The sequence below is a fragment of the Brevibacillus sedimenti genome (assembly GCF_020923495.1).
Classification (GTDB): domain Bacteria; phylum Bacillota; class Bacilli; order Brevibacillales; family Brevibacillaceae; genus Brevibacillus; species Brevibacillus aydinogluensis.
Genome location: NZ_CP064048.1, coordinates 2,214,244 through 2,236,153, shown reverse-complemented (window position 1 = coordinate 2,236,153; position 21,910 = coordinate 2,214,244). Strand labels below are relative to the sequence as shown.

General features: G+C 59.1%; 17 protein-coding genes. 7 read left to right on the top strand and 10 right to left on the bottom strand.

Annotated features, from left to right (window positions below; genetic code table 11):
* Window positions 1–23: 23 nt before the first annotated feature.
* Complete coding sequence (locus IRT44_RS10960) at window positions 24–1,397, top strand: phenylacetate--CoA ligase family protein (protein WP_171566444.1); 1,374 nt, start codon at window positions 24–26, stop codon at window positions 1,395–1,397.
* Here the strand turns inward: IRT44_RS10960 and murJ are convergent.
* Window positions 1,375–2,898 (bottom strand): murein biosynthesis integral membrane protein MurJ, encoded by a 1,524-nt coding sequence (gene murJ / locus IRT44_RS10955; RefSeq protein WP_230076654.1) that lies wholly within the window; start codon window positions 2,896–2,898, stop codon window positions 1,375–1,377. The two genes, IRT44_RS10960 and murJ, sit on opposite strands and share 23 nt — an antisense overlap.
* 172 nt (window positions 2,899–3,070) lie before the next feature.
* Between murJ and IRT44_RS10950 the strand changes: the two genes are divergently transcribed.
* The 3 genes from IRT44_RS10950 to IRT44_RS10940 are packed head-to-tail and all read left to right on the top strand — an operon-like array spanning window position 3,071 to window position 6,774.
* Window positions 3,071–4,333, top strand: coding sequence for an O-antigen ligase family protein (locus IRT44_RS10950; RefSeq protein WP_171566446.1), 1,263 nt, complete (start codon window positions 3,071–3,073; stop codon window positions 4,331–4,333).
* 4 nt (window positions 4,334–4,337) lie between these two features.
* Window positions 4,338–5,969: a hypothetical protein gene (locus tag IRT44_RS10945; RefSeq protein WP_230076653.1), complete on the top strand. Its 1,632-nt coding sequence runs from the start codon at window positions 4,338–4,340 to the stop codon at window positions 5,967–5,969.
* On the top strand, window positions 5,962–6,774 hold the full coding sequence (locus IRT44_RS10940; RefSeq protein WP_171566448.1) for a hypothetical protein: 813 nt from the start codon (window positions 5,962–5,964) through the stop codon (window positions 6,772–6,774). Before IRT44_RS10945 ends, IRT44_RS10940 begins: the two co-directional genes overlap by 8 nt.
* Window positions 6,775–7,497: 723 nt before the next feature.
* On the opposite strand, the gene IRT44_RS10935 is transcribed toward IRT44_RS10940, so the two are convergent.
* Window positions 7,498–8,844: a glycosyltransferase family 4 protein gene (locus IRT44_RS10935; RefSeq protein ID WP_230076652.1), complete on the bottom strand. Its 1,347-nt coding sequence runs from the start codon at window positions 8,842–8,844 to the stop codon at window positions 7,498–7,500.
* A gap of 394 nt (window positions 8,845–9,238) precedes the next feature.
* On the opposite strand from IRT44_RS10935, the gene IRT44_RS10930 reads away from it, so the two are divergent.
* Together IRT44_RS10930 and IRT44_RS10925 are read left to right on the top strand one after the other, a co-directional pair.
* Window positions 9,239–10,372, top strand: coding sequence for a glycosyltransferase (locus tag IRT44_RS10930; RefSeq protein WP_171566631.1), 1,134 nt, complete (start codon window positions 9,239–9,241; stop codon window positions 10,370–10,372).
* A gap of 213 nt (window positions 10,373–10,585) precedes the next feature.
* Complete coding sequence (locus tag IRT44_RS10925; protein WP_171566632.1) at window positions 10,586–11,413, top strand: M55 family metallopeptidase; 828 nt, start codon at window positions 10,586–10,588, stop codon at window positions 11,411–11,413.
* 44 nt (window positions 11,414–11,457) lie between these two features.
* On the opposite strand, the gene IRT44_RS10920 is transcribed toward IRT44_RS10925, so the two are convergent.
* From IRT44_RS10920 to IRT44_RS10885, 8 genes are all read right to left on the bottom strand, one after another.
* Window positions 11,458–12,546, bottom strand: coding sequence for an AbrB family transcriptional regulator (locus IRT44_RS10920; RefSeq protein ID WP_212132705.1), 1,089 nt, complete (start codon window positions 12,544–12,546; stop codon window positions 11,458–11,460).
* On the bottom strand, window positions 12,543–13,253 hold the full coding sequence (locus IRT44_RS10915; protein WP_171566634.1) for a DUF977 family protein: 711 nt from the start codon (window positions 13,251–13,253) through the stop codon (window positions 12,543–12,545). Before IRT44_RS10915 ends, IRT44_RS10920 begins: the two co-directional genes overlap by 4 nt.
* Before the next feature lie 20 nt (window positions 13,254–13,273).
* Window positions 13,274–14,884: an ATP-binding protein gene (locus tag IRT44_RS10910; protein WP_230076651.1), complete on the bottom strand. Its 1,611-nt coding sequence runs from the start codon at window positions 14,882–14,884 to the stop codon at window positions 13,274–13,276.
* A 121-nt stretch (window positions 14,885–15,005) separates the two neighbouring features.
* Window positions 15,006–16,307, bottom strand: a complete 1,302-nt coding sequence (locus IRT44_RS10905) for a CitMHS family transporter (RefSeq protein WP_212132704.1) — start codon at window positions 16,305–16,307, stop codon at window positions 15,006–15,008.
* Between the two features lie 266 nt (window positions 16,308–16,573).
* On the bottom strand, window positions 16,574–17,878 hold the full coding sequence (locus IRT44_RS10900) for a nucleotide sugar dehydrogenase (protein WP_212132703.1): 1,305 nt from the start codon (window positions 17,876–17,878) through the stop codon (window positions 16,574–16,576).
* Between the two features lie 218 nt (window positions 17,879–18,096).
* Window positions 18,097–18,417: a 2Fe-2S iron-sulfur cluster-binding protein gene (locus IRT44_RS10895; protein WP_171566638.1), complete on the bottom strand. Its 321-nt coding sequence runs from the start codon at window positions 18,415–18,417 to the stop codon at window positions 18,097–18,099.
* A gap of 151 nt (window positions 18,418–18,568) precedes the next feature.
* Complete coding sequence (locus IRT44_RS10890) at window positions 18,569–18,979, bottom strand: DUF350 domain-containing protein (RefSeq protein ID WP_230076650.1); 411 nt, start codon at window positions 18,977–18,979, stop codon at window positions 18,569–18,571.
* Between the two features lie 18 nt (window positions 18,980–18,997).
* The gene (locus tag IRT44_RS10885) at window positions 18,998–21,355 is read right to left on the bottom strand and encodes an endonuclease MutS2 (RefSeq protein ID WP_171566640.1); all 2,358 of its coding nucleotides are present in this window, start codon (window positions 21,353–21,355) and stop codon (window positions 18,998–19,000) included.
* Window positions 21,356–21,505: 150 nt separating this feature from the next.
* On the opposite strand from IRT44_RS10885, the gene IRT44_RS10880 reads away from it, so the two are divergent.
* Entirely contained in the window at window positions 21,506–21,880 is a 375-nt protein-coding gene (locus IRT44_RS10880) for a phage holin family protein (RefSeq protein ID WP_171566641.1), read from the top strand.
* Window positions 21,881–21,910: the final 30 nt, after the last annotated feature.

The following is a 21,910-nucleotide window of genomic DNA, read 5'->3' as shown; positions in this document are numbered from 1 at the left end:
AGCCGGAAAGGAGCAACCCCCCAATGCAACTGACAGGCACACTCATCCGCCGCGTGCACTGGCCGTTGATGGAACGGCTGAAACAGAACCGCACGCGTCAGTATTTGCACGAACTGCGAGAGGCGCAGCAGTTGTCGCCGCAGGCGCTGCGGAAACGCCAGGCGGACAAGCTGAGGCGCTTATTGGACCACGCCGTCCGCCGTGTCCCCGCCTACAGCGAATACGCATCCGACTGGGAAGCGGCTGATGACGACCCGATTCGCTTCCTGGAGCGCCTTCCCGTGCTCAGCAAGGCCCGTTTCCGCGCGTCGTTTGACCAGTACCTCAGCAACGATGCAGACCCCTCCCGGCTCATTGCCAACCGGACTGGCGGCTCCACGGGAGAGCCGACCCGTTTTTACCTGAGCCGGCCGGCTGTGGAACGCTACGAAGCAGCCCGCTGGCTGGGGCTCTCCTGGCACGGTATTCGCATCGGCGACCCGTCCGTCATGGTCTGGGGCTCGCCGCTTGAACTCAACCAGCAGCAGGCCCGCCGCTATCGCCTGAAAGAGCGATGGTTGAAAAATCGGCTGATGATACCCGCCTACGACCTGGACGAGCGGCGGCTGGACGAACACCTGCAGCTAATCCGCCGGTTTCGCCCAGTCTACCTGTACGGGTATGCTTCTGCCCTCCACCTGTTGGCTGAGATGATGCTGGCGCGCGGCGCCAGTCCAGGTGTGAAGCTGAAAGCGGTGGTGTCCACGGCAGAGACGCTTCATGACTACCAGCGGCAAGCAATCGCCAAAGCGTTCCAGGCGCCTGTCGTCAACGAATACGGCGCCCGCGACGGAGGCATCATCGCCTACCAGTGTCCGGTTGGACGCATGCACGCCTTCAGCGAAAACTGCGTGCTGGAAGTGGTCGATCCCGCCAGCGGCCGCCCCCTTCCCCCGGGGGAAAGAGGGACGCTTCTGGTCACTGACCTGCACAACACAGTCATGCCCCGGCTGCGCTACCAGTTGGGCGACGTCATCGCCCTCTCGTCGGACACCTGCACCTGCGGCATCAGTTATCCGCTGCTGGCCGCCATTGACGGCCGGGAAGACGACATGTTTGTCACCGCTCACGGTACGTATGTGCACGGCCACTACTTCAACCACATCATGCGCAATCTGGACAGCTTCCGCACCTTTCAAATCATCCAGCACAGGCCGGACCAGGTGACGCTCAAACTGGTAAAAGAGCCGGATCGGTACGATCCGGCTGACGAAGCCCGGCTGTTGGAGGCCGTTCGAGACAAACTGGGGGAAGTCAGCATCGAGGTATGCCACGTCGACCGGATTCCACCGAGTGCTTCCGGCAAGACCCGCTACGCCATTCGCGAATGTCCGCTTACCGGTTTGCTGCGGGAGTAGACCGTCTGCGCAGCTTTTGCACCAATTCGGCGACCAGCGGTTCACGCAGCGCGAACAGTGCCGCAAAGTACAGCAGCGCCCCGCCCGTTACCCCAAGCAGCAGGTAACACCACAACGGCAGAGCGGACAGCCAGGCATCAGCCAGCAAAATCCCGCCGCTCATGACAGCGCAGGCGGCCAGCGTCCGCAGCGCTGTCCACACAAAGCTCCGGCTGATGGGCGCACCCACTTTGCGCCAGAGCAGGGCGAACAGCAGCACCGACTGGAAGAGTACGGAGACGGCCATCCCCAGGGCGATCCCCCCGTGTCCCATCCAGGGGATCAGCAACCAGTTGGCAACAGCGTAGACGGCGATCCCGATTACGCCGACCACGACCGGCGTCCGCGTGTTGTCCAGTGCGTAAAACGCCCGGGTGATCAGGTCGCGGGCGGCCATCCCGTACAGCCCCAAGCCGTAAAATGGCAGCGCCCAGGCGGTCAGCGCGACGGACAGCTCGCCGAACTCGCCGCGCTGGAACGCCAGCCGCACGATCGGTTCGGCGTAGAGGATCAGTCCCGCCGTCACCGGCAGGAGCAGAATCAGCAGATACGCCAGCCCTTTTTGCAGAATCTGCTTCATCTGGTCCATCTCTCCCCGCTTCACGTGGCTGGCCAGCAGCGGAAACAGCGGCAGAGTAAACGCCCCAACGAAGATCGCCATCGGCATCTGCACGATCTGGTTGGCGTTGGCCAGCGCGGATACGTTGCCTGCTCCCAAGCCGTTGGCAAACCCCCGCTCCAAAAACGTGGTCGCCTGGGACACGACTGCTCCGATCAGGATGGGCACCACCCGCTCGCCCATGCTGCGCAGTGCTTCATCCTCTTTCCATGCAAACGACAAGCGGTGGCGGTAGCCAAATCGGCGCAGCGTTGGCAGCATCGTCAGCATCGCCGCCAAGTAGCCGAGAGTGGTCGCCATGGCCAGTCCGTCAGGTCCGTAGAGCGGCACCAGGAGATACATGCTGACAATCACCAACGCGCCGTTGGCCACCGTTCCCAGCGTCGGAGTGAAGAAGTGCTGGTGGGCGTTGCAAACACTGGACCACAGACCGGCAAGCCCGATGAAAACAGCGGACGGCCACATCCACCGCAGCATGTCGGCCGTCATCTCCAGCGTGTTTTCCTGTGCTCCCATCAACCAGGCGATCTCCCGGGCAAAGACGACGCCCAGCACCGCCATCGCCAGAAACGCCGCGAACACGACGGTCAGCACCTTGTTGTACAGCACCCCGGTCCGCTCCTCTTTTTCCATCAGCCCGCGCATGGTGGGAATCAGCACGGCATTGATCGCTCCCGGCACGACCAGAAACAGCGTCTGCGGAATCGTCACCGCTGTGTAAAAGGCGTCGGACGCTGCACTGGTGCCGTAGAGGTTGCTTACGTAGACGTTGCGAAAAAAACCGAGAAGCCTTCCGATCAACGTGAGTGCGACGATCATCGAGGCAGTCTTGAATATGCTCATCGTTCGAATCTCCCATCTTTGCAATACGCGCCCATCCTCTTAAAAAGCACACCTGTTATCATAGCGCATTTCTCGTAATCCTACCAACCTCTATCCCCTTCGCCTTGCGACAGCATTCGCCCATTCATTATAATAGTGGGGTTAATCCCTGTGTAGGAGGATCAAAAACGAAATGAAAGAGAACGTATGGAAGTGGGGGAGGCAGTCAGACACCTGGGTCTATCTCCTGCTGGCCTACCCCGTTATCGATTACGTCTTGCGAAAGATTTTGCCGATTCCAGTCGTCTCGTCGCTGTGGGATGACGGCCTGCTGCTCGTCCTCCTGCTGTTTACTTTTCTCGCCTACTGGAAAGGTTCGCGGGACATGCCCGCCATCAAGCATACGTTTGCGGCGTTCATCGTCTACGGACTGGCGCTGACGGTGGCCGACATGGCCAACTGGGACGCCAGCGTGGAGGGCTTCCGCGCCGTCTACCAGTACATGATTGCCTTTTTCATCGGCTTTTACCTGCTGCGCGACACAAAGCAGCTGGTCGTGTTCCTGAAAGTGCTCACCGCATTCGGGTTTCTCGCCGCGGTCGTCGGCATCATGCAGGTAGTGCTGGGCGTACAGACGCCGCAGTCGTGGGTGCAGGAAGGGGAAGCCGTCACGACGCGGGCGTTTTCGATTGTCACCAGCCCCAACGTGCTGGGCAGCTACATGGCCCTGATCGCTCCTGTCGCAGTCGGGTTGGCCGTCACAACAGCCAATCGGAAAGAGCGCATCATCTGGTGGATCGTCGCGCTGACGACGCTGCTCACCTTGCTGCTGACCAGTTCGCGCGGAGCCTGGATCGCGCTGGCTGTGGCGCTGTTCGTCTGCTGCTATCTGTGGAACAAGCGGCTGGCCGGCTTTCTCGTGATCGCCGGCATCGTCGGCCTGATCGGCCTGTACTTCGTGCCGGAGTCGACGCCCCTGATCGGGAAGATTTCCAACCGCATCTTCACCCTGTTTACCCCCGAGTACCTCCAATCCAGCATGCAGGCCGGACGTCTCGACCGCTGGGGGGAGGCGTACGACAAGATGCGGCTGGAACCGCTGTTCGGGGTGGGGCTCGGCCATCACGGCGGCGCCGTCGGTTCCCGCCACTTCGGCACAATCTACACCGACAGCTACCTGTTTAAAAGCATCGCGGAGCTGGGCCTCATCGGCGTCATCATGCTGATTGCGCTGATTGCCATGACGTTTGCCTACGCGGTCCGGCTCATCCGGGCACAGGCAGGAAAGCCGCCGTTCTTTTTGATGCTGGGTCTGTTTGGCGGCCTGTTTGCCGTCGCCATGCACAACCTGGTGGAAAACATTTTTGAGGTGCCGTTCATGTCCCTCTACTTCTGGTTGTTTGGCGGCTTCCTGTGCGCACTGTACGCCGACCAAGCGAAAGAGAAAAGGTGGTGAGTCCATGCGCCGCAATGGTGTATTGTCAGCCGTGAACTGGGCGCTGTACGCAATCGCCCTGTTCCTCATCTATCACATTCTGGTCAAACCGGCGTTCCTGGACCTCTCCTGGATCGCCCTGATCGTCTTTTTGCCGCTGCTCGGTTTCCTATATGTCCTGGTACATCCGGACGAACGGCGGCAGGTAGTCGTCTTTACGCTCGGCTTTTTGCTGCTGGACCGTGCCCTCGCTCACGTAGACGTGAAATCGCTCGCCGCCGTGCTGATCGGCGGAGCGGTGGCGAGCGGAGTCATCGCCCTGATTGCCAAATGGTACGGCCGTCTGAGCTGGTCATCTGTCATCGCGCTGGTGCTCGTCGCCGTGCTGACCAACGTCAGCTTCCACCGGGACAACCTGGCCGCGCTCAGCCACTTCACGCTGAAGTATGAATCGGAACGCCTTTACAACGGAGCCTGGGTGGATTACTTCCCCGTCATCCTCTACGACGTGGACGGAGACGGCAAGCAGGAGATCATCACGTACGGCAACGCCGAGGAGTTGCCCCTGCCGGAAGAAAAGCCGAAAAAGCCGGAGACGGAAGCAGAGCGGAAGGAGCTCGCCGACAAACTTTTGCATCTGAAGGCCGAACCCATCTCCCTGTACGTGCTCACCTGGAAAGACGGCAAGCTGGTGCGCATGCCCAACGACCAAATCGCGGCGGAGACGATGGCTAAAATCAAGGAGCAAATGCCGACAGACTACCCGGGCTTCCCGTACTACACAATGAAAGACGGCCAACTGCTGCCAAACGTGCAGCGCCAATCCTACGCGGAAGCGATGCTGCAGGTGGGAACCGCTCCGAATCGCGCCCTGCTGTTGGACATGCAAATCATCGGGGACAAGCTGGCGGAAAACGACGGCGGCCTGGACGTGCGCAGCGCGATCGGCGAGAAGTACCGCGATGTCTCGATCAAAGAGGGGCTGCTGAGCGGCACGTATGAAGGCAGGCCGTTTGTCGCCACGACCAAGGCAACCAAGCTGATTGGCACGATGAAGCTGCCGGACGGTCGCGAGGGGCTTATCATCATGGGCGAACACCTCAGCGTCATGGCTGTAGAACCGGACGGCACCGCCGTGGAGGCGTACTCCCTGACGCGCAAGGAAATGCCGCTGGCAACCGCGGAATTCATCCCGGCCGATTTGGACAAGGACGGAGCCGATGAACTGCTGGTGGCCAACAGTCCGTCCTACATCCTGAAAGCGAAGCAAAACGGCACCTGGGAAATCCTCTGGGCAAGCGAGGAAGGCGATCGCAGCTTCCGCTTCACCAACTACGCTCCGATCGGATCTAGCACAGAGCCGGAAATCGTCGCCATGGCGAAAAGCTGGGTGAGCACCACCGACTCCCGTTACCTGTCCGGGTACCGCTACACCCCGGACGGACTGAAGCAGACCTGGCGCATCTACCTGCCGCTTTTAAACGTGCAGGTGGGTGACATCGACGGCGACAAGGAAAATGAAATCGTCGCCACCATCTACGACAAGCACCGCCTCATCGTGTTCAAGCAGCACAACGTGCCCGTAGTGCCGCTCGTCATCCTCCTGTTTGCCGGATTGATCGGCTACGGGATCGCAAGGAGGGTTCGCCATGCGTAAACGAACCGTAGGAATGCTTACCCTGTCTGCGCTCGCTGCCACCCTGCTCTTGACCGGATGCACCTACGAGTCGGGGCCCAAGTCGTTCGCCTCCACCAATTACGGCACGAGCTCGGCAAAGACGGCCCCGCAGCAGACCGAGTCGGCGAGCGAGTGGCTGAAGACAGCGCTGGAACGTGCGAAAACGGACAAGGACGCACAAAAGTTCTGGTACAAAGGCCACGTCAAGACCATTATGAACCGCACCACAACCAGCATGTTTAACGGGGCCGTCGTACAGCCAAACGGATACAATGTGGATGCGCGGATTGCCCGCCAGGACTATCAGTATTACCGTATCGGTGACAAGCGGTACATCCGGGTCGGCGATGCCTGGATGACTGCTCGGGAAACCCCGCTTCCGTTTGACGTGCTGGCCGGTTTTGACGACTGGCTGCCGTTTATGGAACAGGCGGTACAGTTAAAAGAAGAAAAAGTGTACGGCACGGTTTGCGTCCCGTTTGAAGTGAAAATGACCGGCGCAGACTGGCTGGCGGCGAGCAAGAGTCCGCTGTTTGAGCCGCTGCGCCAGCAGGTGGCCGACCGCCCGGACATGGCGGCCGTTCTAAAGGATTCCACGATCAAGACCACTTTCTGGTTCGGCAAGGACGACCGGCTGATCCATCAGTTCGAGACCTGGATCATCCTGCCGATGCCGGAAGGAGGCACGATGGACCAGCAGGTGTTCTTCCAGTTTTACAAGTACAACGACCCGGGAATCCAGATCAAGGACCCGGAAGAAGTGGAAAAGTATCTGCTGTACTAAACAAGCGCACATAAAAAAGAGGCGAATCTATCGCCTCTTTCTGTTTGTAGGCAAAATGGCCGTTGCGAGGAGAACACGCTTCCGTCATCCACTCCGTTCTTTACCCACTGAACACAAGCTAATGCTCGCGTCCGGCGGGGCCCAGTCAATGCCCAGCAGGGAAGCACAAACTACACGCTCCGCATCGATTTGCGGGGGATCGCCAAAGCCGCATCGCTACGCAACCGATTCAAAGGTGACGCTCCTTTTTCCCGCAAATCGCTGCTTTGCTCGGTAGGGCTCTCAAGTCGCTCTGCCTGGAAACGTGATTCTCCTTCGGTACAATCAGTTTGTCTTCATTCTGAAAGAGTCAAATTCATCGCCTCTCAGACTGAAGACAAACTGTTTTTTATTGAGTGTCCGCAAGGAAACGATCTTCCATCATTTCCAGGCCGGAAGGCCTGCACATTCATCAACCGAAGGTGGAGAAAAAGTAGATGGCATAGAGTGATGGGCCAAGCGAGCTCCTTTGACGACCTGCTCAGCGGAAAAACGAAAGACGCGGGAAAAAACAGGGGGCACAAGTCTCACTTCATCGAACTACCCAGATGTTTGCCCCCTGCCCGCGTCGCGTTTTGAAGCGGACATCATTCACTTCTTTGCTGGTCGTCAAGAGAACGAGCGAGCCCGATCACCCATGCGCCACGGACTTTGTCTACACACTGAGAGGTTCATGCCTCATTTTCATTGTCCGACCAGTTCGTTCATCAATTCAGCCAGTTGGCGGGCCTGTTCACGCCGTTCGTACGGCTTGACCCGTTCGGCAAAGTCGTCGTCACGTTCCGCCGCGCCGGCCGCTCCCCGCTCCTTCCACTCGCGGTACAGCTTCAGAAACGCCTGCTTGACGGCTTCCTTGTCTTCCGGGTCGGCCACTTGGCCCAGGCGGAATGCCTCAATAATCTGCGTTGCCTCCCCCGCCTTGTTCAGGGCGAGGATCGGCTTGCCAATGCCCATGTACTCGTACAGCTTGCCGGGGATGTACGCTCCGGCGTCCGGCGAAACGTCCCCGATCAGCAGAAGCGCATCTGCTCCTTTCATCAGGCCGAGCGCCTGTTTGTGCGGCAGGTTGCCGAGCACGCGGACGACGTCGCTCAATCCCAACGCCTCCACACAGTCCCGGTTTTCCGAATAACCCGGATAGTCAAACACGCCGGCAAAACTGAGCTGCAGGTCCTCGCGCTCCACCTCTCCCGCGTCGATCAGCTCACGGATCGCCCGCAGCAGCAGGCGCGGGTTGCGCTTCTGATACAAAATGCCGGCGTAGACGGCGTGAAACTTGCCGGGCGCGGTATACTCAGGCGTGAGGCCGACGAAATCTGCCTGGTCAAAGCCGTTGTAGATCAGCTCCAGACGGCGAATGCGGCTGCCGTGTTTTTTGCGGAAGTTCTCGGCAAATGTGGCCGTCACCGTGGTGATGGCGTCAGCCTCTGCCATCACACCCGCTTCCATGCGCTCCTCCAGCCGCTCCCGCCAGGCGATCCCCGACGAATGCATGTTTTGCGTCCAGGGATCGCGGAAATCAGCCACCCATTTTACCCCGAACTCGCGGGCGAGTCGGCGGGCGACGAGGTGATTGGTCACGGGGCCGGAGGTGGAAAAGATTACATCGATTTTTTCCCGGCGGATGATCTCCCGTCCCAGCTTCAAAGCGTTGGGCAGCCAAAGGATCTGGTCGTCGGGGATCAGCAGGTACGGTTTCACTTTTTTCAACAAACCGACCGCCTGCTGCTTGAGCGTCGCTGTCAGGGAACGTCGGGCCAAAGCAGCCTCTCCTCCGGCAGCAGGGGCAGCACCCCCGCCCCGTCGCGGCAGCAAGGGCCACTCCTTGGCGCGGTGTATCGTCACGTCGGCCGGCACCTGCGCTAAAAGGGACGGGTCCAATGTAGCGTGGTAGACAGGGTCAACAGTCAGTACGTGCACCTTCCACCCAAACTCGCCCAGGTATTTGGCCATTTTTAACGGCCGCGGCACGCCTCCTCCGCCGATCGGCGGGAATATGTAACAGATGATCAATACACTGCGGGTCTTCATTGGGATACCTTCCTCGTTTTTGTCCATTCTCGTAATGCTCCTTCACCAAGATACCACAAGTCCAGTCTTATTGCGAATCCACCAGTCATCTGCTATAGTGAGAATGGCTTTGTTTTCAAATCAGGAAGAGATGATCTTTCACGTCGCGACGGCAGTGTTGCACGATTGGTTGGAGAGCCCCGCCCGGCGAAGCAAGGGACCCTGCTCGACACAGCGTCAACCATTGAGTGGGGGAAGCGTATGCTATGGCCGGGTGGGTTTTCTTACAGGATCAGCATGCAGGTAACTTCCCGGTGCTGCTGGCTGATCCGGCAGAAATCTACCTCTACCGAAGAACGGACTGATGTGAATGCTTTCGATAGAGGGTTTGTCATAAAGGTTTGGGTGGATTGTCATGAGCAAATTACGAGTCCTCCACGTCATTGGCGGGGGGGAATTTGGCGGAGCGGAACAGCATATTCTCAACCTGGTCACCTCCCTGCCGCAGGAAGCAGTGGACGTGGCGGTCGTTTGCTTTTACAACTCCCTGTTCGCCGACGAGCTGCGCAAGGCCGGCGTCTCCGTCATCCCGCTGGACAGGTTCGGCCGCTTCGACGTGCGCCTGCTGCAGGCGCTGCGCGACACGTTTCGCCGCTATCAACCGGACATTGTACATACCCACGGCGTAAAAGCAAACTTTTTTTCCCGGTTGGCCGTGCGCGGAACCGGCCCTGTACTGGTCACGACCGTACACAGCCACCTCCGCTACGACTACGTCCATCCACTGGCGTACGCCGCCGTCACGATGATGGAACGGTCCACCCGCCGATGGAACCGACACTTTGTGGCAATCAGCGGCGCACTTGCAGACATTTTGCGGCAAGAGGGAGTGCCTAAAGACCGCATCAGCATCATCTACAACGGCATGGACCTGGCCCCCTACCGGCAGACGCATCGGCGCGTCGAGGACCGGAAGCGGCTGCGCGCGGAGTGGAACATCCCCGAAGAGGCGTTTTTGTTCTCCACAGTCGCCCGGTTCGTCCCGGTAAAAGGGCTTCCACACCTGATCGACGCGTTTGCCCAGCTGACGCGGAATCCCGGCACAGAGGACGTCCGCCTCGTCATGGTGGGGGACGGTCCGGAGCGAGCGCTGCTGGAAACGAAGGTGCGCGAACACCGCCTGGAGGACAAGGTCCGGTTCGCCGGTTTCCGCCAGGACATCCCCGCCTGCCTGCATGCTTGTGACGCGTTTGTCCACTCTTCTCTCTACGAGGGACTGGGTTACACGCTCATCGAAGCGATGGCCTCGGAAGTGCCGGTCATCGCCAGCAACGTCGGGGGCGTCAAGGAGTTTGTCAAGGACAGGGTAACCGGTCTGACGGTGGAACCGGGCGACGTCGAGCGGCTGAGCCGGGCCATGCAGGAGCTGCATCAATCGCCCGAGCTGCGCGAAACACTCGTCGAAAACGCCCTGCGAACGGCAGAAGACACCTTTACCATCGAGCGCATGGCGGAATGCACCCTGGCGCTGTACCAGCGGCTGGTGTAAAGAAACTGGAAACACGGCAACAAACGCCCGAATGCAGACGTTCGGGCGTTTGTTATACTTATTACCGGGACTTGCTGAATTGACTCTATCAAAAGAATCTCCTCTCGTCTCGAAGACTCGGAGGTCTGCTGGCATACTTTGTTGCCTTTGGCAAGACAATCTGCTTTCATAGAAGTGAAATAATTCGGAATCATGCGAGAAAGGATGGGCCCGATGAAACTGTTTCTCTCCGTCGACATGGAAGGCATCTCCGGCATTGTCGACACCAGCTACATCAATCCGAACGCCGGAGTCAACTACCAGCGCGGCCGCCAGTTCATGACGGACGACGCCAATGCTGTCATCGAAGCCGCTCTGGAGTGGGGCGCAACGGAAATCGTGGTGGCGGACAGCCACAATACCATGAACAACATCCTGTGGGAGTCGCTGCATCCCCAGGCGAGACTGTTGGCCGGCTCCCCCCGCAACTTTTCGATGATGCAGGGGTTGGACGATAGCTATGACGCCGCCTTCTTCATCGGCTATCACACGCGGCAGGGGGTACCCGGCGTCCTCAGCCACACGATGTCAGGCTGTGTTCGCAACATGTACATCAACGGCATGGTGGTGGGAGAATTCGGCTTCAACGCCGTCTACGCCGGCTTGTACGGCGTGCCTGTCTGTCTCGTGTCGGGGGACAACCTGATCGCGGAAGAGGCGAAGGCGCTCATCCCCGACATCTGTACCGCCGTGGTCAAACAGGCGGTATCCCGCACAGCCGCCCTTTGCCTGTCCCGCGAGGAGGCGACTGCCGAACTGAAGCGGCAGACCAGGCTGGCCCTGTCTAAAGTCGAGCAGATTGCGCCGCTCACCGTCACGACACCGCTGGAACTGGCCATCGAGTTCACCCATGCCGGTCAGGCAGAGATGGCCGCGATCGTTCCCGGCACCCGGTACGAAATGGAAAGCTGCACGGTATATTACACTGCCGCCGATCAGCACGACCTGTACAAAACCATGCGGGCGATGATCAATCTGGCGGGAACCGCGGAATTTTTCTAAAGGCCGCTGCCCTATTCCCCCAACAGCAAGGCGGGCACGCTTCCTCAGCGCGCCTGCCTGTTTGCCGTTTCACACAATCCGCGCCGTTTCAGAAACCAGCGGATGGAAAACGAGAAGACGGTGACGATAAACAATACGCGAAAGAGCTGAAAGGCCGTCACCAGCAGCGGGTCGGCACCGATCGCCAGGGCAGTCAGACTCATTTCTGCTGCGCCGCCGGCCGCTGTCGCCAGCATGCCGGTAAGCAGGTCGATGCTCGTGGCATACGACAGCAGGAAGGCCAGCGCGAACGTCAGGGTGGTCAGCAGCAAAGACGCGGCCAGCGAAGGCACCAGCAGCCTGCGGTAGGTGCGAATCTCCTCCCGCCTGAATTCAATGCCGATCCCCGCCCCGATCAAAAGCTGGGCGCCTTTCACGACGAGGCCGGACAGGGCCGGCGTGCCCGCACCGGCAGTGCCGCCTGTCATCGAAAGCGCAAAGGACACCAATGACGCCGTCAAAAGCGGACCCAGGAAATACGGCGCCGGGAACTTCAAACGGGCGGCTGCCACCGCTCCCAGCGCTCCGGCGGCCAAAAACACCGCCGCCTGCATCCAGCCGACCGTCTGACTTGCGGGTTGTACCGGCAGCAGGTTGGCCTTGTGGGACAGCGTCATCACGACGAACGGCGTCACGAACACAACCGTGACGATGCGAATGGAGTGGAACAGGGAAATAATCTGCAGGTTACCGCCCTGCTCCCTGCCGATCGTGGACATTTCCGAGAGCCCGCCGGGGATGTTGCTGAAAATGGACGTGATCGCGTCCACCTGGTACAGTTTGTGGATCGCCCAGGCCTGCATCAGGCCGAACAGGATCGTCACGAGCGTGGCTGCCAGCATCATCCCGATGTGATCTGCCATGGTCCCCCAAATGTCCCGGGTTATCCGCATGCCCAGCGCGACGCCGACGATCAAGAGGCCGATCCGGCGAAACCAGGAAGGCAGCCACAGTCTGTCACACCCCAGCATGACCGAAACGACTGTTGCTGCCAGCGGTCCCAGCAGCCAGGGCAGCGGCAGACGAAGCAGGGTGAAAACGGCGCCACCTGCCGCCGCGATCAGGATGGTGAGAACCGGCCGCAGCGCGATCATCGTTCCGCCATTCCTTTCGCCTTTTTCACGCTTTTGTAGACCCTCTCCGGCCGTCCCACCGCCCCGTAGGAGAGGTCTGCGACCGCCTCCCCAGTGACGACCAGGTATTCCAGGTAGCGGCGTGCCGTCGAACGGCTCGTCCCCGTTGCCCTTCGCACCTGTTCGGTGGTGACTTCCCCCGCCTCGCTGAGACAGGCAGCCACTTTCTCCAGCGTGATCCTGTCGATTCCCTTGACCAGACCGCTATCCCTTCCGCCGTTGGGTCCCGCCGCGCGTATGAGCTCGTCAATTTCTTCCTGATTGATGTGCCCCCGCTCTGTTTTCAAGGCGCGCACCCTCTGCCGGAACTCCCGGTAGTTGGCAAGCGTTTGCTGCAAGCGCTCGAAAATCAACGGCTTTGTGATGAAATCAAACACGCCGCAGCGGATCGCCTCCACCACCGTGTCCACTTCCTTGGAGGCGGTCAGCATGATCACATCCGTCTCCGAACGCCGCTCCTTGATGACCGACAAAAAGTCCAAACCGTTCATGTCGGGAAAGTAGATGTCCAACAGCACCAGATCGGGCTGGAGAATGTCCAGTTGGTCCACGGCCTCCTGCTGGTTCGTGGCAATGCCGATGACCTGATACCCGCTCACCTTTTCCACGAAGCGCCGGTTCACTTCGGCAATCCGCACGTCGTCCTCGATGATCAACACCTGAATCATGGGCTCATCACTCCTCGCTTTCATGGCGTTCCCTTCACCCTCTTTGCTGTGTCGGCTTCTTTTGGAATGACGACGGTAAAAATCGTTCCCCCGTCCGGATTGGGCGTGTGACTGACGTGTCCGTTCAACTGCTCGACAGCCTGTTTGACCAGGGCGAGGCCAAATCCGTGATTTTTCTGCGCTTTTGTGGAAAACCCCAATTCGAACAAGCGGTCTGCGTGTTCGTCGGGAATGCCCGGTCCCCGGTCTTCCACCTCGAACAGCAGCACTTCCCCGATGTCGGTCAGAAAGACGTTGACTTCCCTGGCGAAAGCCCCCGGTGCCAAAACCGCCTCCAGGGCGTTATCGACAAGGTTTCCCATGATGGTAATCAGATGGTGGCGGTCAATCCACGCCGGAATGTCGTGGAAGCTGCTTTCCCGGTCAATCTCCAGCTTCACCTTCAGTTCGTTGGCCCGATTCAGCTTGCCGAGCAGCAGACCGCCGATGATCGGGTCCGGGATCTCCCGCATGATAAACCGGGTGTGATTCACATGGACATCGGTTTCCCGGGTAATAAACTCAATCGCTTCCCGGTACGACTCCAACTGGATCAGGCCGGAAATCAGGTATAGCTTGTTGGAATACTCATGGGTTTGCGCACGGAGCGCTTCCGCGTATTCCTTGACGCGGGACAGCTCTTCGATAACCCGGTACAGTTCTGATTTGTCGCGAAAACTGGCCACAGCGCCGACAATCTGGTCGTGCGTGTCCAAAATGGGCACGCAGTTGACGACCAACACATGACCGGCTATCCAGGTCTCCTGGTCGACGACCGCCCGGCCTGCCTTCAGGACTTCCAGCAGCCGGAAGCTGTCCAGAATCTCGTCCGCCGGTTTGCCCGTGATTTCCTTCGAGCTGTCCAATCCCAACAGCTGCAGCGCCGTCTGGTTCGCCATGGTAATCGTCCCGTTTGCGTTGACAGCCACGATCCCTTCCCGGATGGATTCCAGGATGGCCTGCTTCTCCTGGTAGAGCTGACCGATCTGGGACGGCTCCAGGCCGAAAATCGCCTGTTTCACGCTGCGGGCGATCCAAAAGGTGCCGATCACGCCCAACGCGAGGGCAATCAACCCGATCGCAACGATCTTATCCCGATAGGAATGGATGGTTTTTTGAACATCTTCCAGCAAAAATCCGACCGAGACTACCCCGATGACCTGTCCTGCCTCGTTGAAAATGGGCGCCTTGCCTCGCAGAGCGGGCCCCAGGGAACCGGTCGTCTCCGAAACGATCGACTGGCCTGCAAAGACGGGCTGATTGTCGCCGCCCTGCATTTTCTGTCCGATCCGCTCCGGGATGGGGTGAGAGTAGCGAATTCCTTCCCGGTTTCCCACTGTCACAAAATCGGCATGGGTTTCCCGGCGAACTTTCTCCGCCAACGGGGCGATCGTCCTGGACGGATCAGAGTCGGAAAAAGCCCGTTTGATCTCCGGCATCGCTGCGACGGTTTCCGCGACATGGAGGGCGCGTGTGCCGATCTCCTTTTTCAGCGCGTTCGCCAGCATGTACTCATAGGAACATCCCAGGATCGCGATCACGCACAACAGCAGCGTGCAGATCACCAGGATCAGTTTGCTTTGAAACCGCACGAAACCACCTCTCCCCTCAGTGTAGCAGATTCCGGCGCAATCTCAGCCGCAAAAACAGTGAAAATAGAGGCCAAGGGGGCCTCTATCCGTTCGTGCGATTCTGTTTTCCCCAAGGGATGAGCTAGAACGACATCACTCCCGTAAGAACAGCGGTCACTATCATCACAAGCGATGTGCCGCAGGCCCACTTCAGGATAAACCGGTGATTTTCTCCGTAATCGACCCCCACCATTCCGAGGAGCAGATACTGGGCGGCATACAGCGGGCTCAAGACGTGCAGCGGCTGGCCCAGGATGGAGGCCCGGCCGATCTCTACAGGATCGACGCCATAGCTGGCTGCCGCTTCGGCCAGGATCGGCACCACGCCGAAGTAGTAGGCATCGTTTGACATGAAATAGGTAAAGGGCAGACTGGTAATTGCCACCAAAATCGGCATGTGTGTTCCCAGCGACTCGGGAATCAGGGAAACCAGCGTGTTGGACATTGCATCCACCATCTTGGTGCCGGTCAGGATGCCGGTAAAAATTCCGGCGGCAAAGACCATGGAAACGACGGTCAGCGCATTTCCGGCATGGGCGGTGATCCGTTCCTTCTGCTCCTGCAGGTTGGGGTAGTTGATCAGAAGAGCGGCTGCGGTCGCGATCATGAACAGGACCGGAAGCGGCATCCAGTTCATCACCAGGCCGGTCATCAGGGCGCAGGTCAGCAGCAGGTTGATCCACAGCCGTTTTGGACGATTGAGCTGGTCAGCGGCCGCCGCCTGTTCGGACATCGCCATCCGTTCGTCAGCGGTGTACTGAATCTCCGCCACGCCCAAACGCTTGCGTTCCCGCATGCCCAGTATACAGGCCACCGCGATCACCCAGATCAGCCCGCCGACCATCGTGGGAATGAGCGGCGTAAACAGTTCCGACGCATCCAGGTGCAGCACGCTCATCGCCCGTGCCGTCGGTCCGCCCCACGGCGTCATGTTCATGACCCCCATCGAGAGCATGGGCGTGACCGCCAGAATCAGCGGGTTCATGCCCAACCGTTTGTACAGCGGCAGCATCGCGGATACCGTAATCATGTAGGTCGTGGTCCCGTCACCGTCCAGTGCCACCAGCATCGACAGGACGGCGGTACCCACTACAATCTTCAGCGGGTCTCCTTTGGCCAGTTTCAGAATTTTCGCGATCAAAGGATCAAACAGACCCGCATCCATCATGATCCCGAAGTACAGGATGGCAAACAGCAGCATGATCCCCGTGGGAGCGATCTTGGCAATGCCCTCCAGCATCATCGCTCCCATCTCCGCCCCGAATCCTCCGATCAGGGCAAAGAATATGGGCACGACGATCAGGGCAACGAGCGCGGACAAGCGCTTTGTCATGATCAGGTACAGGAAGACGGCCATCATCAGGAAGCCGAGCAAAGACAGCATGTTTGTTTCCCCCCAAAAAGAATGCGCTTTCAAGAAAGTGTTTTCATTATAACAACAATATTTTGACGAGAATAGAAAACGGAAATAAACGATATAAGCCGCATAATCCTCATTTTGTTCATTAAATTTACTGACGCGAAACCCGCGTGATCATGCGGTTCACTACAGCAAGAAGGCTCCCGGACCAAACACGTCCCGGGAGCCTCCTTCACTAAGGATCGCCAGCCCAAAACAAAAGTCCCCAGGTTTGGGGACTTTGTCGTTCGTCAGATGCGCACCACGGTCAGCCGGCTGTCCGTGTCCAGTGTGCGCGGAATGCGGTTTTTCGTGTCAAACAGGATCGGCGTCGGCGCCATCAGTTCGGCGGCGTGCTGCCAATCCAATTCGGCAAACTCCTTCTGAACGGCGGTCAACAACAGCGCGTCCGCGCCGCGCAGCGCCTCTTCCAGGCTGTCCGTCTTGTGCCCGTAGCGGCTGGGCACTGCCGGGTCGTAGGAGCGTACCTCCGCGCCTTTGGCCTGCAGCAGCGCGATCAGGTCGTGTACCGGGCTCACCCGGTCGTCGTTGGAGAAGTCCTTCATCGCCAGACCCAGCACGGCGACGCGGCTGCCTGCCAGCGTCTTGCCTTTTTGCCGCAGGGCCTGTTCCAGCATCCCGACCAGGACGGCCGGCACGCCGTCATTCGTGTTGCGGGCCAACTGCAGCAAGGGCAGCGAGACGCCCAGCTCCTTGGCCTTGGGCTGCAGGTAGTACAGCGCGTTGGGCAGACAGAAGCCGCCTACACCCGGCCCCGGAGTCAACAGGTTGACGCGCTTGTGGGTGTTTGCCACTTTGATCAGCTCAAAGGTATCGATCCCGAATGCCTCGGCGAAACGGGCAAATTCCTGCACCATCGCGATGTTCACGTCGCGCTGGATGTTTTCGATCACTTTGGCGGTCTCAATCACGCGAATGTCGGAGACGATGATCTCCGTTTCACTGATGAAGGAGAGCAGTTCCTTGCCTTTGGCGGCGCTCTCCGCGTCAATACCGCCGAGCACGAGCGGCATGTGGATGAACTCTTCAAACGCCCGCCCTTCGGCAATTCGCTCGGAGCAGTAGGTCAGGTAAAAGTCGCTGCCCGCCTTCAACCCGCTGGCTTCCTCCAGGATCGGCAGAATCACTTCTTCCGTCGTGCCGGGAATCACGGTGCTGCGAATCATCACCATGTCTCCCTTTTTCAGCACGCGTCCCAAGGTGTGGGCACAGCTTTTCAGCGGTCTCAGGTCCGGGTCCCCGTTGTGGACAGGCAGACCGACCGTCACGATGTAGTTGTTCACTTCCGCTGCTGCTTCTTCGTAGGATGTCGTCGCCCGGAAGCGGCCCCCAGCGATTTGCTCGCGCAGGATTTCCGGCAGCGTCTTGCCTTGATAGGATTCAAGATGGTGGGAGATGCCGGCGTTGATCTCCTCGACGACGTTCGGCATGACGTCCACACCGACCACGCGGGCTCCTTTCATGGCGTACGTGAGTGCCAGCGGCAATCCGACGAATCCTAATCCGACAACAGCAACGCGTACAGGCTGAGTCATTGCAGATCTCCTCTTTCCCATTATCTGGTAAAGGTCCGCGCGGTCAGCGTGGCCTTTTTGCGTCAATTCGACAGGTACCATACTCCTGCCGCAAGAAACACTACACATAAGACGATGAGGACCTTGTACAAGGTTTCCAAGGTGAAGCCTCCTCATGCAGTGGCACCGTATGCCAAAGCCTTATTATACTCCTCAATGGGCAATGGTTCAACGAACGTTCACGGCCGGGCAGGGGCGGACGCATCCAAATAAACGGTCAAAGGACCGGTCACGTACACCTGACAGCTCAACCGCATCCCTGCCGCCACCGCCGCCTCTCCCAGGCGGTACCGCTCCGTGGAAGAAGGGGGTGCAGCCGAGCCGACCGGAATGTCCATGCGGAGACGACAGGTGGTACATTTTCCCGTCGTGCAGAAAAAGTCAATCGGCAGCCCTGCCTCAACCAGCGCCATGAGCAGGTTCGCTCCCTGCTTCAGGAACAGCTGCTTGCTTTCCCCATCGTGCAGCACCGTCACGACAACAACATCCGTCTGGCTCATCCTGCATCCCCCATATCCTTTAACTTCACATACGCTGGCGGACTACCGGTACGCTGTCAGACCACCGGTCCCATTACCGCATGCCCCCGGGCGATGATGAGCGTGCCGCCCTTCACTGCCCCGGCTTCGTCCGGCAGGGAGCCTGCTCTGTTCACCTGATCAGGCTGGCCCCGATCACGTAGGAAAACCCGACCGACAGCACCATGGCAATAAAGCCGATCGCCCGGTTGTCCGCGGCGATTTCCTCATCAATTTTATAGCTGGGCGTCATGAATTCAAAGATGAAATAGCTGGACAGCAGCAGGAAAAATCCCAGCGTTCCCCAGATCAACGCCTGTCCGATTGAGTCGTGATGCTGGATGGAGTAGCGAAAAATGTTGGCAATGCCAAAGATTTTTCCGCCCGTTGCCATCGCGACGGAGACGTTTCCCCGCTTCAGCTCCTGCCACACACGGTAGCGCGTGACCAGTTCAAACACGAATAAAAACACGATCATCGCCAATCCGGTGACAGTAAAGTATGCAACGGCGGCAAAGTATTTGTTGTGAAGCAAGTGTTCCATGCGGCACCTCCCGCTCTCCTACTTGAGCTCGACGATAGTGGCGCCCACGCCGCCTTCACCCTGGCCGCCCAACCGAAACGACTTGACGTTCCGGTGCTGGCGCAGATACTCGTGAACGCCTTTGCGGAGCACGCCGGTGCCGTGGCCGTGAATAATCGAGACGGAATGCAGGCCGGCCAACAGCGCCTCGTCCAGGTACCGGTCGATCTCCCTGATGCCTTCTTCCACGTTGTAGCCGCGCAGGTCCAACTCCATCTTGACCGTGTTTTTGGCCCGTTTGACCGACGTGTATGCGGCGATGGTCTGCTCCTGTTTGGAAGGCTTCACCACGTGCATGTCGTTTCGCTTTACCTTCATCTTCATGATGCCGATCTGGACCAGGAATTCGTCATCGCCTGCTTTTTCCAGGACGGTTCCCTTTTGGCCGAAGCTGGTCACCATTACTTCGTCACCCGGCTTGACCTGGGTGGCGCGCACGGCTTTGGCCGGCTTTTTCACCTTTTCCTTCTCCAGCTCCAGCACAGCGTCACCCAGGCGCTTCTTGGCCTCAATCAGCCGATGTTCCTTGATTTCCGCGCCTTCCGCCATCATGCGCCTGAGCTCGCGAATGACCGCGTCCGCCTCTTCCTTGGCAAGCTGCACAGCGATCCGCGCTTCTTCTTCTGCCCGTTCCAGCAGCTTGTTTTTCTCTTCGGCGAAGCGGGTCCGCTCTTCTTCAAGCTGCGCTCGCAGCGCTTCCGCTTCGCGCCGCAGCGCCTCGGCCGTCTGCCGCTCTTCTTCCGCCGTCCTGCGGTTTCGCTCCAGCGAGGCAATCATGCTCTCCACCTGATTGTCTTCCTCACTGATCGAAGCGCGCGCCTTTTCAATAATCTCCTCGGGCAGTCCCAGCCGCTTGGCGATGGCGAACGCATTGGAACGGCCGGGGACGCCAATCAGCAGACGGTAGGTCGGGCGGAGCGTTTCCACGTCAAACTCCACGCTGGCATTGATGACCTCCGGCCGGTCGTAGGCGTAGGCTTTCAGCTCGCTGTAGTGGGTCGTGGCAACCAGCCGGGCCCCGCGCCTGATCACGTCGTCGATGATCGCCATTGCCAGCGCCGCCCCTTCGGTGGGGTCGGTTCCCGCTCCCAATTCGTCAAACAGCACGAGGCTGTTCTCATCCATCGCACCGAGGATGTGAATGATATTGGTGAGGTGGCTGGAGAAGGTGGACAGGTTTTGCTCGATGGACTGCTCGTCGCCGATATCGGCAAACACGGAGGAAAAGACGGCTGCTTCACTCTCTTCCTCTGCCGGGATGTGCAGACCGGCCATCGCCATCAACGAAAGCAACCCGATCGTCTTCAGCGAAACGGTTTTTCCCCCGGTGTTGGGGCCAGTCACCACGATTGCCCGGTAGCTGCCCCCCAGCTCCACGTCCACCGGCACGACCTTGTCATGCGGGATCAGCGGATGACGCGCCTTTTTCAGCCGCAGGTAGCCCCGGTCGTTCAGCCGCGGACAGACAGCTTTCATGCTGGCGGCCAACTGAGCCTTGGCGAACATGAAATCCAGCTCCGCCAGCGCGTCGACATTTTCCTTCAGCGCTTCCACCGCGCCGGATACCATCTCCGTCAGGACGAACAGGATCCGCTCCACTTCCTTTTCTTCGCGCAGACGCAGTTCGCGCAGCTTGTTGTTCATCGACACGACTACTTCCGGCTCGATGAACAACGTTGCGCCCGACGCCGACTGGTCGTGCACGATCCCGCCGAAGACGTGACGGTACTCCTGCTTGACGGGAATGACAAAACGGTCGCCGCGAATGGTCACGATGCTGTCCATCAGCATTTTCTGGTACGCCGAAGACCGTGTCATCTGATCCAGCTTTTCCCGGATGCGCGCCTCCAGTTGGCGAATCTCCTGCCGCACCTGACGCAGTTCCGCGCTGGCGCTGTCCAGGATGTCGCCGTTTTCGTCCACACAGCGGCGAATTTCCGCCTCCAGCTCGCGCAGCCCCTCAATCCGCTCGGCCTGAAAGCGCAGCAGCGGCAGTTCCTGCTCCTCGCACAGGTCAAGCAAAAAATTGCGCAGCCGACGTCCCGCCATTACGGTGTCGGCGATATCCAACAGTTCCCTGGGCGCCAGCATTGCATTCAGCCGGGCACGCTGCACGGCGGCGCGGATATCGCGGATGCCGCCCAACGGCACGCTTCCCTTCAACCGCAGCACGGTTGCCGCCTCTGCCGTTCCCTGTTGGGCCGTCTGCACTTCGTCCAAGCGGACAAAGGGCGTCAAGGCGGATGCTTTTTCTTTGCCGTATGCAGATGTCGCTTTCTCCATCAGGAGGGCGACGATCTTGTCGTATTCCAAGGTTTTTAACACCCGTTGTTCCAAAATGGTGCCTCCTTAACGTGGTCAACGCTAACATTCCCCATTATAACATGCAGTCCGCCGCAAGCATAAATTTACACACCCGGTGCGGCATATTTTGTCGAAAAACAAGCCAGAATGAGTAGTGAAACAAACTCCAAAGGAGGATTCTTCATGACGATTTTGCGCCATGTCATTCGTTTCGTGGTCGCGGCAGTCGTGCTTATGTTCGTCGGGTTTCTCGTTCCCGGCTTTTCTGTAAACGGTTTTTGGCCCGCACTAATGGCCGCGGTGGTCATCGCCGTAATTGGTTGGCTTATTGAATTGATGTTCGGCGACCGGATCTCCCCGTACAATCGCGGGATTGTCGGTTTTCTGGTGAGCGCCGTGGTAATCTGGCTGACTCAGTTTGTCGTCTCCGGGTTCCGGGTGACCATCCTGGGTGCCCTGCTCGCCGCGCTGGTGATCGGGATCATTGACCTGTTCATCCCGATCAAGACGCATATGGACCTGCGCAACGGCGACGCCGGCAACAAACAGGAAACCTAATTTCACGTCCGTGAGCGAAGAGCCAACCCC

Excerpts from the sequence above, each read along its gene's own strand:
- IRT44_RS10960 (WP_171566444.1), top strand. The coding sequence starts at position 24 with ATGCAACTGACAGGCACACTCATCCGCCGCGTGCACTGGCCGTTGATG.
- murJ (WP_230076654.1), bottom strand. The coding sequence starts at position 2,898 with ATGAGCATATTCAAGACTGCCTCGATGATCGTCGCACTCACGTTGATC.
- IRT44_RS10950 (WP_171566446.1), top strand. The coding sequence starts at position 3,071 with ATGAAAGAGAACGTATGGAAGTGGGGGAGGCAGTCAGACACCTGGGTC.
- IRT44_RS10945 (WP_230076653.1), top strand. The coding sequence starts at position 4,338 with ATGCGCCGCAATGGTGTATTGTCAGCCGTGAACTGGGCGCTGTACGCA.
- IRT44_RS10940 (WP_171566448.1), top strand. The coding sequence starts at position 5,962 with ATGCGTAAACGAACCGTAGGAATGCTTACCCTGTCTGCGCTCGCTGCC.
- IRT44_RS10935 (WP_230076652.1), bottom strand. The coding sequence starts at position 8,844 with ATGAAGACCCGCAGTGTATTGATCATCTGTTACATATTCCCGCCGATC.
- IRT44_RS10930 (WP_171566631.1), top strand. The coding sequence starts at position 9,239 with ATGAGCAAATTACGAGTCCTCCACGTCATTGGCGGGGGGGAATTTGGC.
- IRT44_RS10925 (WP_171566632.1), top strand. The coding sequence starts at position 10,586 with ATGAAACTGTTTCTCTCCGTCGACATGGAAGGCATCTCCGGCATTGTC.
- IRT44_RS10920 (WP_212132705.1), bottom strand. The coding sequence starts at position 12,546 with ATGATCGCGCTGCGGCCGGTTCTCACCATCCTGATCGCGGCGGCAGGT.
- IRT44_RS10915 (WP_171566634.1), bottom strand. The coding sequence starts at position 13,253 with ATGATTCAGGTGTTGATCATCGAGGACGACGTGCGGATTGCCGAAGTG.
- IRT44_RS10905 (WP_212132704.1), bottom strand. The coding sequence starts at position 16,307 with ATGCTGTCTTTGCTCGGCTTCCTGATGATGGCCGTCTTCCTGTACCTG.
- IRT44_RS10900 (WP_212132703.1), bottom strand. The coding sequence starts at position 17,878 with ATGACTCAGCCTGTACGCGTTGCTGTTGTCGGATTAGGATTCGTCGGA.
- IRT44_RS10895 (WP_171566638.1), bottom strand. The coding sequence starts at position 18,417 with ATGAGCCAGACGGATGTTGTTGTCGTGACGGTGCTGCACGATGGGGAA.
- IRT44_RS10890 (WP_230076650.1), bottom strand. The coding sequence starts at position 18,979 with ATGGAACACTTGCTTCACAACAAATACTTTGCCGCCGTTGCATACTTT.
- IRT44_RS10880 (WP_171566641.1), top strand. The coding sequence starts at position 21,506 with ATGACGATTTTGCGCCATGTCATTCGTTTCGTGGTCGCGGCAGTCGTG.